This window comes from Hamadaea sp. NPDC051192 (assembly GCF_040682475.1).
GTDB classification, from domain to species: domain Bacteria; phylum Actinomycetota; class Actinomycetes; order Mycobacteriales; family Micromonosporaceae; genus Hamadaea; species Hamadaea flava.
In genome coordinates this window covers 1-12,027 of record NZ_JBFBAZ010000190.1, presented here as the reverse complement: position 1 = coordinate 12,027, position 12,027 = coordinate 1, and the positions used below count along the sequence as shown (strand labels likewise).

The following is a 12,027-nucleotide window of genomic DNA, read 5'->3' as shown; positions in this document are numbered from 1 at the left end:
GCCTTGCCGAGGGACGGCTCTGACCGGCGGACATCAGCCCGCCGGTGAAACCCGCCCCGTTGACGCAGGAACCCCAACGCCGACCAACCCCGCAGGGTGCGGCCGGCGGCAAGGACGCCCGAGAAGGGCGCTGTTGTACCACCCAACCGGGTTATACAACAGGCTGTTAGATGATTTCCGAGGCATCGAGGCATCTCGACAAAATGGCAAGCGTTCCCTGCCCTCACCAAAGTCATTGGCGTAGAGGCAAGGTGAGCAGCAAGGCAAAGAAGGGGAGGGACTCCATGCCGCGCCCGCCCGACCATGCGCACCCGGTGGGTAATCCAGGTCGAAACATGGCGCAGGAATCGACCCAGATCACTGAGGGATCTCCGCGAGGAGGGTGCCGGACGCGGCGCGACCAAGCGCAGCGCGCGTGTCAGTCGGTGGTGGGGCGGCGGGGGTCGACCATCCCGGCCCACGGGTTGTAGTCGACTTCGAGCGGCTCCTGCTCGGGGCGCTGCTTCTCGGGCACGTGCTGCAGGTTGACTCGGATGCGGTACCAGACCGAGCTGCGCCCGCGCATTCCGTCGACCAGCACGTCGGCCGGTTCGAGGAGCGCGGCGACCTCGGCGTGCCGGTCCTTCCAGCGGTCGAATCCGGCCAGCGCCTCGTCCTTGGTCTTGGCGCGGGCGATCTCGACCAGCGGCATCGTGGACTGGCGGCGGCCGTCCTTCGACGCGCCCTTGGGCGGCTTCTCCGCCGGGCCGAGCTTCTTCGCCAGGTCGAGCAGCCCGTCGAGGCCGCCGGCGGTGTCCTCGATGCCCGCCCAGGGATCGCCCCGTTCGGCGAACCGCGGGCCGACGGTGGCGACGGTGAAGTCTGCGGGCCGGCAGCCGGGAACCTCGTCCCAGGCCAGCGGCGTCGACACCCGGGCGTCCGGCGTCGGGCGCACGGAGTACGCCGAAGCCACGGTCCGGTCTTTGGCGTTCTGGTTGAAGTCGACGAAGACGCCTTCGCGGTCTTCCTTCCACCATTTGCTGGTGGCCAGGTCCGGCACCCGGTTCTCGACCTCGCGGGCCACCGTCTCGGCGGCCAGACGAACCTTCGGGTACGGCCAGTCCGGGCGGATGCGGGCGTACACGTGGAAGCCGCGGGAGCCCGACGTCTTCGGCCACGCCGTCAGCCCGTAGTCGGCCAGCACCTCCTGGGCGGCCAGGGCCACGTCGACGATCTGGCCCCACTCGACACCGGGCACCGGGTCCAGGTCGATGCGCAGCTCGTCGGGGTGATCGAGGTCCTCGGCCAGTACCGGGTGCGGGTTGAGGTCCACGCAGCCCAGGTTGATCACCCACGCTAGGCCGGCCTCGTCGCGTACGACGACTTCCTCGGCGGAGGTGCCGGAGGCGTACTTGAGTTCGGCGACCTCGATCCAGTCCGGCCGGGTGGACGGCGCACGCTTCTGGAAGAACGCCTCCTGATCCAGGCCTTTGACGAAGCGCTTGAGGATCATCGGCCGGCCGCGTACGCCGCGCAGGGCGCCGTCGGCGACCGTCAGGTAGTAGCGAACCAGGTCGAGCTTGGTGAGGCCGGGTTCGGGGAAGATCACCTTGTCGGGATGGGTGATCGTCACCTCGCGCCCGGCGACCTCCAGGGTCTGCGACGCCGCCATGTGCCCACCATACGCATCTGGATCGAGGTGTAGAGTCCGTCCGCATGGCGGAAAGCGTTTTCCCGGCGGTCCCTGGGCAGCTCACCTCCCTGTCGAACGACATCGCGGCGGTCGCTGCCGACGACGCGCCGCTGCCGGTGCTCGGCTTCTCGGCGTACAACGACTTCTTCGTGACCGGGAACCGGATGCGCTACGAGAAGCGCTACTTCCGGCGACGCGCGCGGCTCAACGCGCTGGCCGCACAGGCCCTCCTCGACCCCGACGCCGACGTGAGCCGGCTCGCGGACGTGCTGTGGGCGGTCTGCGACGAGCACACGTGGGCGCTCCCCGCGCATATTCATTACGGTGATCGTGACGGCTGGGGCGCCGACCAGACTCTCGACCTGTTCGCCGCGGAGACCGCCCACGCGCTCGCCGAGATCGTCACCGGTCTCGGCCCGCGGCTCGATCCACTGGTCTCCCAACGGGTACGCGCAGAGGTCGACCGTCGAGTGCTGACCCCGTTGGCCGACCCCAGGCCGCTGGCGTGGGAGGGATTCGGCAACAACTGGGAATCCGTCTGCGCCGGAGCGGCCGGCATGGCGGCGATGCTGCTCGTGCCGCCGTCGGACCGGCTGTCGTCCATGCTGGCGCGCTGCGGCAAGGCGATGGACCGGTTCCTCGCCGGCTACGGCGACGACGGCGGCTGCCCCGAAGGCGTCGACTACTGGGTCTACGGATTCGGCTACTTCGTGTACTACGCCGTCATGCTGCACGAGCAGACCGGCGTCGACCTGCTGGACGACCCGAAGGTCGCGCAGATCGCGGCGTTCCCGCACAAGGCGGCGCTCGGCGGCGGGGCGTACGCGCCCTTCTCGGACGCGTCGGAACGCCCATGGCTGCCCGCAGGCCTGCTCAGCCGGCTCGCCGAACGATTCGGCACCCCGCCCCCGGCGGTGATCCCGTCGTTCCACGACGACCACTGCTACCGGTGGGCGCATCTGGCCCGGACCCTCGCCTGGTACCGGCCGTCTTCAGCCGCCTCGACGGTGGCCGACTCCGACTTCCTGCCCGACCTGGCCTGGGTCGTCGACCGAGGGCCCGACGCCGTCTTCGCCGCCAAGGGCGGGCACAACGACGAACCCCACAACCACATCGACCTCGGCGCGTTCCTGCTGCACGTACGCGGTCGCACCGTGCTGGCCGACCTCGGCGCGGGCGAGTACACCCGGTCGTACTTCAGCGACACCCGATACGACCACCTGCACCCGTCGGCGCGGGCGCACTCGATCCCCGTCGTCGACGGCGAACTCCAGCTGCCCGGGGCGGCCAGGCTCGCGACGGTGGTACGCCACGAGGTGCTGCCCGGCGGGGTCGCCTTCGACCTCGACCTGACCGCGGCGTACGAGGTCGAAGGGCTGCGCCGGCTGATCCGGCGGTTCCGCTGGTGGCGTACGGGACGGCTGGAGCTGACCGACGTAGTGACCGCCGACCGACCGCTGCCGATCACGGAAGTGTTCGTCAGCCGGTACGCCCCGGTCGTCACCGAAGCCGCAGTCCGCTGGGACGACACGGTGACGCTGGACGTGGACCGGCCCGTCTCGCTGGACCCCCTGGAGGCGACCGACCACCACGGGCGGCCGGACGCGGCGTACCGGGTGCTCGTGCCGGTGACCGCGCCGGTGGGGGAGTCGGCGCACACCTTCACGTTCACCGTCCGCTGATGCCTTCACGCCGACCGTCCGCGTTCTCCGTCCGGCCCGCCGGATCGCGTGATCCCGGTCCCCCCGTGCGGGATCGCGCGATCTCCGGCCGCTGAGGGGACTGCGTGATCTCCGGACGGCGGAGTACCCATCCGGGCCGCGGATAGGTATGCCCGCTTCCGGAGGTCGCCGCGGAGCGTGCGAACTCGGTCCGCTGAGGCGGATCGCGTGATCTCCGGACGGCGGAGTACCTAACCGGGCCGCGGATAGGTATGCCCGCTTCCGGAGATCACGGCGGCCGTGGCCGGGCGTCACGCGGCGACGGCGTCACGCGGTCGTCAGGGACGGCATCACGCGACCGTCAGCGGTCGGCGTCAGCCAGCCGTCGGCGTCACGCGGCGGCTAACGCCAGGCGGCGACGGCGGGCGTCACGCCGCGAGGACGGGCGGCAGGTTGAACGCCGCGAAGACCTCCGGATGCTGGAAGACGTAGGTGTGCGCGATCCGGCCGTTCTGGACGGTGAACACCTGCAAGGTGTGCAGCCGCAGGACACCCTCATCGTCAGCGCAGTACGCCGCCACCGCCGGTTGCGTGTTCGCGCCGACCGACGCCGTACGCCACGAGCGGCCCCGCATGTCGTAGACGCGTGCCATGAACCGGCCGTAGTCGGCGGCTCCGCGGTACCACAGCGGCACCGGCGGCATCTCCAGGACGACGTCCGCGCTGAGCAGTTCGACCAGCCGGTCGACGTCGGCCGCCTCGAACGCCTCGACGTAACGGTCGACCGTCTTGCGTACGTCGTCTTCCGGTTCGGGCATCTCGTCGGCGACCGGGCCCGCGGCCGATAGCCCGGCGCGGGAGCGCTGCAAGGCGCTGTTGACCGCGGCTGATGAGGTGTCGAGCAGCCGGGCGGTCTCGTCGGCGCTGAAGTCGAGGACGTCCCGCAGGACCAGTACCGCCCGCTGGCGCGCCGGGAGCAGCTGCAACGCGGCGACCAGCGCCAGCCGCAGCGTCCCCCGGCGCACCACCTGGCCGGCCGGATCGTCCAGCCGCGCGTCCGGGAACGGTTGCAGCCACGGCACGTCCAGCGCGGGGACCAGCGGCGCCCGCGGATCGTCGGCCGGAGGGCCGATCCCGGCCGGCAGCGGACGCCGGGCCCGGCCCTCCAATGAGGTCAGGCAGGTGTTCGTCGCGATCTTGTAGAGCCACGTACGCACGGACGCGGTGCGCTCGTCGTAGCGAGCCCAGGCCTTCCAGGCCCGCAGGAACGTCTCCTGCACCGCGTCCTCGGCCTCCGGCATCGAGCCGAGCATCCGGTAGCAGTGCACGAGCAGCTCCCGGCGATGCGGTTCGGCCCGCGTCTCGAAGTCCGGCACGTGTTCACTCCCTACAGGTGGACCGGGGCGTTGGCGTACGCCGCGATCTTCCAGTCGTCGCCCTGCCGGACGAACACCCAGGTGGCGTGGCGCTCCCGCTCGGCGGCCACCGTCGTCTCACCCGGCATCAAGGTACCCGCGTGGCTGACGACCAGCGCGGTGTCGCCGGTGATCCGGATCTTCTGCGGCTCGTCGACACCCTGCGTACCGGCCAGCCGCCCGGCGAACGCGGCCGCCATGAACTCGCGGATCGCCTCCCGGCCGTCGTGGAACAGGCCAGGCATGACGACGGTGGCGTCCTCGGTGTACAGGTCGGCGAACTTGTCGGCGTCGTACGCCGCCCACGCCTCGTAGATCTGGCCGAGAACAGTGCGGACGGCGGCCTCGTCGGCGGTGACAGTCGTGGTGGTCATCGTGGTGATCCTTCCGGTGCGTCAGGCTGGCCCGTGGCGGGCCGGTGAAGTGGACGCCCGGATATACCGGCAGGGCGAGCCGAACTCATCGGTCCGGCGCAGATTATTTTCCGGGACAGTTTCGCCGGTCCACGGACACCGCCGCGGCTCGAAGTCTCCGCCGAGCTGGTCGACGAAATCAGAGTTGCCGGCGAAGGAACGGTTGATCCACCGCGCGATCGCCAGGACGGAGACCTTTCCAGCGCCCGCTTGCCGGAGCGCGAGCGCGGCGGACTGCGCGTGTCCACCCTGCGTCCACGTCGGGCGCTGACGGCCATCGCCGTCGGCGGCCGGGAGGTCCGGCGCTGGTTCCTCATGCGCAAACGGCCGGTCAAAGTCCACGTCCAGGCCGACGAGCCGTCCTGGTTCGTGGCCGCCATGCTCAACCAGCTGACCGCCGACGGCGTCATCAGCGGCTGGACGCCTGACGTGTACGAGTTGGAGACCGCCGCGTTCGGCGGCCCCGTGGCGATGACCGCCGCCCACGAACTGTTCTGCGTCGACACCACTCATGTGCTGCGCCACCTCGCCCAAGCTGGGTGCCGCCGGCTTGGGCGTACCGAAGCCCACCTCCTGTTGTGCGGCGTCCTCCTGCGCGCGGCCGGGCTCGACCAGTTCGAGCAGGCCAACGTGGGGGACAAGGTGCACAAGCTGCGCGGCTACGCCGCCGAAGGCTTGCCCACCGCTCCGGACCGGCTCGCCGCCCAAGCGGCCAAGGTCGCCCTACTGCTCGCCACCGACCCCCGGCCGCTATGCCGCGCCAGCCAGCCCTTCCCCGGGTACGCCCGATGGGTCGCCGCGTACGAGACGACCGGACAGACGCTGGCCTACCGGGCCGACCACGGTTGGCTACGCCGGGGTCTGCGCGACGTCCTCGCCCACCATTTGATCTTCACCGCAAAACCGGCACGGCATCGCCTTGCCCGTTCACGCCGCGGTGACCAGGCTGGCGTTGAGCAGTGTGTTCGGCGGCCCGGCCTTTCAACCATCCACCAGTGAGGAGACCCGCACCATGCTCACCACCAGCACGCTGCGCAACCGGCTCGCCGACAAGCTCGTCGCCGACGGCGTCATGAAGACCCGCGCGATCGAGGACGCCTTCCGGGCGCTGCCCCGCGAGCTGTTCGTCCCGGACGCCACCTTGGAAAGCGCGTACGCCGACGACGCGGTCTACACCAAGCAGGACGACGGCGGGGTCTTCATCAGCGCCGCGTCCAAGCCATCGATCGTGGCTGAGATACTGGAGCAGCTGCAGCCGCAGCCGGGCGAGCTGATCGTGGAAGCCGGCGCGGGCACGGGGATCAACGCCGCCCTCATCGGCCTGATGGTCGGCCCGACCGGGCACGTGACCACCCTCGACGTCGACGCCGACCTGGTCGACGGCGCCGCGGGCACCTGAAGGCCGCCGGCGTCACCAACGTCGAGGTCATTCTCGCTGACGGTGCGCTGGGCTGGCCGGCCAACGCCCCGTACGACGCGGTCATCGCCACCGTCGGCGCGTACGAGGTCCCGAAAGCGTGGCGCGGCGAGCAGCTGACCCCGAGCGGCCGCATCGTGGTGCCGCTGCCGCTGCCGCTGCCGCTGCGGCTGCGGCTGCGGCTGCGCGGAGCCGCTGCGCGGTCGTTCGCGTTCGTCCGCGACGGCGACAACTGGACCTGCACCAGCAGCATCCTGTCGACGTTCATGCCGCTGCGCGCCTCCATGGACGACGCCCGCCGCCAGGTTCCGCTCCCCGCCGACGGCGACGTCGTGCTCCAGGTCAACAAGGACCAGGTCGTCGACACCGACGAGCTCAGTGATGTGCTGGCGAGCCCCCGCGCCGAGGTGTGGACCGACGTGCGGTTCGGGCCGGGCCAGACATTCGAGTGGATGGAACTGTGGCTGGCCATGTCCCTGTCCGGGTCCATCCTGCGCATGAACACCCAGCCATCGGCCCACCAGAGCGGCGTCGTCGCCCCGATGTTCGGCTGGGGCGCGTACGCCACCGTCACCGGCCCCGACCTGGCCTACTTGACCAAGCGGGTCGTCGACGGCATCTGGGAGGTCGGCGTGATCGGCCATGGGCCCGACGGCAACTCCCTGGCCCACCTGGTCGCCGAACAGGTCCGCGTGTGGGACGAGAACTTCCGCGCGCGCGAGGTCGACTTCGCTCTCTGCGCGGCCGCGGGCCCGGCCGACCCGGCAGCCGGCCGGTTCGTCCTGCCCCGCAGCGACCACTCGATCGTCGTGACCTGGCAGTAGAGATGGACACGGCCGCGCCGGTGTTCCACCGGTTCCCCCTCGTTGCCCGGCCCCGCCCGGTCTGCGGCCCTCTGGCCGATCGCATCGGCGACCTCAGCAAACGCGCTGGGGTCGCCGACCGCGACCCCGATCCCGCCCTGGCGGTGGCCCAAGCCGCGTCCGTGCACAACCTGGCCGCTCTCATCGTCTCCGACGTCGGACATCAAGATCAGGCCCGCGAGCTGTGCTATCGGCACGCGCTGGCGTACGCCACGGCCCGCCCGTCGGCCAGCAACGCCCGTTACAGCCTCGAACCCTTGATCAACCTCGCCCGGCTGATGATCCGCGAGGGCCACGGCAACCCCGCATTCGAACTCCTCGACGACCTATACAAGGCGGTGTCCACCCGCACCGACACCGTCGTCGACGGCGTATGCGTCCCCGGCAGCACGCTGACCAGCACACCTGACGACCACGCCGAAGTCGTGAAATGGCTGTGGGGAGTCCACCTCGCCGAAGGCTCACGTGCCCTCGTCGCCGCTGGCCGGTGGCCAGAAGCCGTACGCCATCTCAAACTCCACAAGGGCATCGGCAACCGGATGACCGACGGCCGCCAGGTCGCCGTCATCGCCGCCGCCCGACGCCACGACAAAGCCATGGTCGACAAGCTGCTCGACAACACCAGCCCCGGCGAGCCCTGGGAATCCGCGGTTGCCGCCTGCCTGTGGGTGCTGTGCACCACCGAGCCCGCCACCGACCACGTCCACGCGATGATCAACACCTATCGGGACCTGGACTTCGTTCCCGCCACCGCGGTCTTCGGAACCCGCCTGGGCCTCTGTGTCGTCGCCGCCGCGACACCCACCAGCATCGGGGGTGCCGAGCGCGTAGCGGCCGCCGTCCTCGACCACACCGCGGCCGCCCGCGTCGCCATCGCCGACGCAATGTGTATGGCGCTGGCCCAACCCCACCACCGGGCGACCCTCGACGTCGTCTTGAACACCAGCGGGCTGGGTAAACGTGACATTCCCGGTGATCTGCAGGCGGAGATGGGAGTGGCGCTCGACCGCGCCAGCGCCGTGATCGCCAGGGTGTTGCAGCTGCCTGCGAACTCCCGCTGAGCTCCACCCTGGCGGTAGCCGGATCCGCATACGACGGGCGCGCCTGGGGTGCCCGTCGTGCTGTCGCAATCGCCGTAGCGGAGTTTGAGATGGCGGCGCGGGTCAGTCCTTCCAGTCCAGCTGTTCCACCGGTATCCCGAGTCCGAGTCCGTGGCTTTGAGCGGAGGACCGGGCCTCGGCGTCGTCTCGCGCGAAGCGGAAGACCACGCCGGCGGGATACACGATCCACTTACTGTTCTCGTCGTGGAAGTCGGCGTACCAGCCGGGGGATTCCAGCGCCACGCTCACCTTCTGGGCAAGGCGATCCGGATCGGCGCCGCTGCGGAAGGTGACCAACGTCCATACCGGAGGCTGCCCTGGTGCCGGGTCCGTGACCTTGATTCGCTCCAGCGACGTGACGACAAGTTCGATCTGATCGATCTTGCTTCCCGGCAGCAGGCTCTCCACGACGATGACGCCCTCCACCATGAGCAGACGATACGGCCGCCCTGCGACAGGATCGTGGAGGCGAGAATAGGTCGATGAGTGAACGCAGGTTCGCCGGCTACCAGCTGGCCCCGTGGATCGAGTCCAACGGTGACAGCATGGCCGACGTGTTCGCGCAGGCGGCCACGTGGATGGCCGAGCACGGGAGTATGTGCACCTCGCCGGGGTCAATGTCCATCACTACCTCGGCGAGGACCGCCCCTTCGGCCTTCACATCGGCTTCGGCCCAAGTAAGGGGACCTAACGCTCATCTCGTCAGCGGCCAAAAGTTGATCACCGATTGAGGGCAGCGCTGAGCACAAGCGAAATGAATGATCGTGGCCCGAACCATGCGGCCCGGACCACAGCGATCAGGTACGCCTGCGTCTCGCTGCCCTACAGCGGGACGCAGACGTACCTGATCGATCGGCAACGATAGTTATGGCCTCGTTCCAGTAGTCGCTAATTGCCTGAACATAGGGGCTGACTTTCTCGCCAAGCGGCGTGCCGTCAGCAAACAGCAGCATGTTGGTCTCACCGCTGTTGAAGCCGGCGGACCACCGGCTTGGGATCCGACTCGCGGTACAACCGCACAGCGCGGGTACGCAACTCTTCGGCACGTCGATCCCTTCGAGAGGTCAAGGGCAGGAGCAGTCAACCAAAACGACTCCGAGAAAGCGAGGGAAGATCAGTGTTCATGTCGCGCCGCTCGTCGCGGAGTCGTAGTAGCAGCTCAGCGAATGGTTCGGGGACTGGACTGGGTGGGTCGCCGAGTCGGAGGCCGATGTCTTCGTCGTCGATGATGATGTCGTCGGTGGTCAGGCGGATCAGGCGGCTGACCGGCTGGGCGTAGAGCAGCATGAGGCAGCCAGCCACTCTCGCGCGCAGGTCGTGTTGTTCTTCGGGTCGGATGCACCGGCCGGACGCACGTCGTCCTGTGCTGGAAAGCCGGCGGCCTGTGTGGCCACACCTCACTGGCCACCTGGGCGCCGCTCACAGCTTGAGGTAGGCGCTGGGCTCGTTCAGCCCGATCCAGTGGTTGGTGCGCAGTTGGTGGTCGCCGGAGCCGTTGTACTCGTAGATCAGGACGGCGGTGTCGGTGACCTGGGCGACGTAGGCGACGTGGCCGAGTTCGGAGATGGTGTTGCGGTCCCACCAGGCGATGTCGCCGGGCTGCGGCGTGCCGGTGCGGCGGGTGGCGCGGGGGTCGTAGCCCCACATCCAGGCGTTGCCGAGCCACGACGGGTCGGTGTTGTTGTCGGCGATGGCGTCGTGGGTGACGGCCCAGGCGGCGAAGGACACGCATTCGCGCTGGTAGTAGCCCATGCCGTCGGCTTGCGCGGGGTTGCCGTTGGCGTAGGGGTAGGTGGCCGGGTCGGTGATCTGGCTGCTGGGCTTGTCCTGGTGGCCGGAGCCGCACAGCGCGGCGACGGGCTCCATGGTGCCGGTGTAGACCAGGGCGTCGGTGACGTACCGGTCAGCCGCCGGGTCGATCTTGTCCCACCAGGTGGTGGTGCCCCACGGTCCGGTGACGGCCTGGCCCTGGACCACGCAGTAGACGGTGATCGCGGCGTCGTCGGGCAGCTGACCGACGACGGCTGTGCCGGTACCGGGGCCGGTGCGGATGTTGAGCGGGGTGCCGTCGGTGGCGACGGTCGCGCGGGCGCTGACAGTCTCGGCGGCGTGGGCCGCCGGGGCCGCGGCGACGAGGGCGGCCGCGGTGGCCAGCACGGTGAGCAGCGCGGCGCGAGCGGCTCGGCGGACGGTGGTCATGAGGTTCTCCTCTTCTCGGGTGCGGAGGCCTGCCCGCAGGCAGGCCTCCGCAGGGTCGGCCTGCGGTCAGTGGCAGAGGTAGAGGCCGGAGCGGCAGATCAGCTCGTCGGCGCGCGACCACCAGCTGTTGACGCCGTAGGAGTTGGCCCAGTCGCCGTTGACGTAGTTGCGCGCCTTCTCCCCGGGCGGCGTGCCGTCGGCGATGAGCTGCATGTTCTCGGCACCGGCGTTGTAGCCAATGGCCAGCAGCTCGTCGCGCGGGTGGTCGCCGCTCCAGGTCGCGGGCAGCTGGTCGTGCAGGTCGTGCAGGTACCAGGCGGTGGCCTTGATGGACAGCTCGTCGTCGCCGGTCAGATCGGCCCACTGCTTGTCACCGAACACGTCGGGGTGCTTGGCCTTGGTGTCGTTGAACGTGCTCTCGTGCATGTTGCCCAGGCCGCGGGAGTTAGCGCCGAACCAGAGCTTGATGTCCTCGGCGGGGCGGCCGTAGCCGAAGCTGTTCTCCTCGCGCATCAGGATCGTGAGCACCAGGCGCGGATCGATGTCCGCAGCCGCGGCATGCTTGGCCACCAGGTCGATCTTCGCGATCGGGGCCAGGCACTTGTACTCGATGTGGCGGCCCACATAGCACGACACCTCCGGGCCGGTGACCGTTGACGCCGAAGAGGTGATCTTGACGGCGTGGGCGGTGGGGACGTCCTTGCTGCCGTGAGGGCCGGGGATGGCGGAGTCCGGGCCGGTGGCGATGGTGACGTCGCCGCAGGCGTCGACCTGGGTGGTGATGTCGCCGCCGGTGTTGAGCCACACGTCGGCGACGTAGCCGACGGCCCGGCCGCGGTCGGCGGGGTCCACGATCAGGTCCCAGTGCCGGTTGGTGCCGTAGTCGCCGCTGACCTCGTCGCCGTCGCGGTAGCAGGCCACCGTGTAGGTGTGGTTGAAGGGCAGCAGGCCGATTCCGGCGCGCTGGGCCGACAGTGACGGGGCAGTCTTGACGGCGAGGTTCTCGCTGGCGACGACCGTGCCGTCGACGGTCCGGCCGGTGCCGTCCGCAGCGTGGGATGCGGCGCCGAGCGCGCCCAGCACCTGCGTGCCTAGCGTCTGCGTGCTCGGCGAGTTGAGCTGGAACGTGGGCTGGTACTCAGTGGTACCGGCGCACGGTTCGACCTGGGTGTTGATGTCGGCTCCGGTGTCCAGCCAGACGTCGGCGAGCCAGCCAGCCTCGTTGCCGGCGCTGTCGGTGACCTGGTCCCAGTAGGGGTTGGTTCCGCCCGGTCCGGCGACCTGGTG

At 69.7% G+C, this 12,027-nt stretch carries 12 protein-coding genes and 1 pseudogene; 6 read left to right on the top strand and 7 right to left on the bottom strand.

Going from position 1 to position 12,027, the window contains the following annotated elements; genetic code table 11:
• Positions 1 to 418: 418 nt before the first annotated feature.
• Entirely contained in the window at positions 419 to 1,651 is a 1,233-nt protein-coding gene (gene ligD, locus AB0M47_RS39245; RefSeq protein ID WP_363423275.1) for a non-homologous end-joining DNA ligase, read from the bottom strand.
• Between the two features lie 44 nt (positions 1,652 to 1,695).
• Here ligD and AB0M47_RS39240 point away from each other — a divergent pair, with 44 nt between their 5' ends.
• Entirely contained in the window at positions 1,696 to 3,354 is a 1,659-nt protein-coding gene (locus tag AB0M47_RS39240) for a heparinase II/III family protein (protein ID WP_363423273.1), read from the top strand.
• A gap of 407 nt (positions 3,355 to 3,761) precedes the next feature.
• On the opposite strand, the gene AB0M47_RS39235 is transcribed toward AB0M47_RS39240, so the two are convergent.
• Together AB0M47_RS39235 and AB0M47_RS39230 are read right to left on the bottom strand one after the other, a co-directional pair.
• Positions 3,762 to 4,709, bottom strand: a complete 948-nt coding sequence (locus AB0M47_RS39235; RefSeq protein ID WP_363423271.1) for an RNA polymerase subunit sigma-70 — start codon at positions 4,707 to 4,709, stop codon at positions 3,762 to 3,764.
• Between the two features lie 11 nt (positions 4,710 to 4,720).
• Complete coding sequence (locus AB0M47_RS39230; RefSeq protein WP_363423269.1) at positions 4,721 to 5,122, bottom strand: SgcJ/EcaC family oxidoreductase; 402 nt, start codon at positions 5,120 to 5,122, stop codon at positions 4,721 to 4,723.
• A 279-nt stretch (positions 5,123 to 5,401) separates the two neighbouring features.
• Between AB0M47_RS39230 and AB0M47_RS39225 the strand changes: the two genes are divergently transcribed.
• From AB0M47_RS39225 to AB0M47_RS39205, 5 genes and pseudogenes are all read left to right on the top strand, one after another.
• Positions 5,402 to 6,160, top strand: coding sequence for a thiopeptide-type bacteriocin biosynthesis protein (locus AB0M47_RS39225; protein ID WP_363423267.1), 759 nt, complete (start codon positions 5,402 to 5,404; stop codon positions 6,158 to 6,160).
• 13 nt (positions 6,161 to 6,173) lie between these two features.
• Positions 6,174 to 6,560, top strand: a complete 387-nt coding sequence (locus tag AB0M47_RS39220) for a hypothetical protein (protein WP_363423265.1) — start codon at positions 6,174 to 6,176, stop codon at positions 6,558 to 6,560.
• Positions 6,557 to 6,667 (top strand): annotated as a pseudogene (locus tag AB0M47_RS39215) (hypothetical protein); the annotation flags it as partial. The gene AB0M47_RS39220 and the pseudogene AB0M47_RS39215, both read left to right, overlap by 4 nt.
• Before the next feature lie 48 nt (positions 6,668 to 6,715).
• Positions 6,716 to 7,402 (top strand): hypothetical protein, encoded by a 687-nt coding sequence (locus AB0M47_RS39210; protein WP_363423264.1) that lies wholly within the window; start codon positions 6,716 to 6,718, stop codon positions 7,400 to 7,402.
• A 2-nt stretch (positions 7,403 to 7,404) separates the two neighbouring features.
• Positions 7,405 to 8,502 carry a hypothetical protein gene (locus AB0M47_RS39205; RefSeq protein ID WP_363423262.1) on the top strand — a complete coding sequence of 366 codons (1,098 nt, stop codon included), beginning with the start codon at positions 7,405 to 7,407 and terminating at the stop codon, positions 8,500 to 8,502.
• 102 nt (positions 8,503 to 8,604) lie between these two features.
• Here AB0M47_RS39205 and AB0M47_RS39200 read toward each other — a convergent pair whose 3' ends face one another.
• The 4 genes from AB0M47_RS39200 to AB0M47_RS39185 all read right to left on the bottom strand — a co-directional run.
• Complete coding sequence (locus AB0M47_RS39200) at positions 8,605 to 8,970, bottom strand: hypothetical protein (RefSeq protein ID WP_363423260.1); 366 nt, start codon at positions 8,968 to 8,970, stop codon at positions 8,605 to 8,607.
• A 651-nt stretch (positions 8,971 to 9,621) separates the two neighbouring features.
• Positions 9,622 to 9,828, bottom strand: a complete 207-nt coding sequence (locus AB0M47_RS39195; protein ID WP_363423258.1) for a hypothetical protein — start codon at positions 9,826 to 9,828, stop codon at positions 9,622 to 9,624.
• Between the two features lie 132 nt (positions 9,829 to 9,960).
• Complete coding sequence (locus AB0M47_RS39190; RefSeq protein WP_363423256.1) at positions 9,961 to 10,740, bottom strand: CHAP domain-containing protein; 780 nt, start codon at positions 10,738 to 10,740, stop codon at positions 9,961 to 9,963.
• A gap of 66 nt (positions 10,741 to 10,806) precedes the next feature.
• Positions 10,807 to 12,027: hypothetical protein (locus AB0M47_RS39185; RefSeq protein ID WP_363423254.1), on the bottom strand; the 1,221-nt coding region annotated here is incomplete at its 5' end.

Coding starts and splice junctions, on each gene's coding strand:
- ligD (WP_363423275.1), bottom strand. CDS start 1,651: ATGGCGGCGTCGCAGACCCTGGAGGTCGCCGGGCGCGAGGTGACGATC.
- AB0M47_RS39240 (WP_363423273.1), top strand. CDS start 1,696: ATGGCGGAAAGCGTTTTCCCGGCGGTCCCTGGGCAGCTCACCTCCCTG.
- AB0M47_RS39230 (WP_363423269.1), bottom strand. CDS start 5,122: ATGACCACCACGACTGTCACCGCCGACGAGGCCGCCGTCCGCACTGTT.
- AB0M47_RS39220 (WP_363423265.1), top strand. CDS start 6,174: ATGCTCACCACCAGCACGCTGCGCAACCGGCTCGCCGACAAGCTCGTC.
- AB0M47_RS39205 (WP_363423262.1), top strand. CDS start 7,405: ATGGACACGGCCGCGCCGGTGTTCCACCGGTTCCCCCTCGTTGCCCGG.
- AB0M47_RS39200 (WP_363423260.1), bottom strand. CDS start 8,970: ATGGTGGAGGGCGTCATCGTCGTGGAGAGCCTGCTGCCGGGAAGCAAG.
- AB0M47_RS39195 (WP_363423258.1), bottom strand. CDS start 9,828: ATGCTGCTCTACGCCCAGCCGGTCAGCCGCCTGATCCGCCTGACCACC.
- AB0M47_RS39190 (WP_363423256.1), bottom strand. CDS start 10,740: ATGACCACCGTCCGCCGAGCCGCTCGCGCCGCGCTGCTCACCGTGCTG.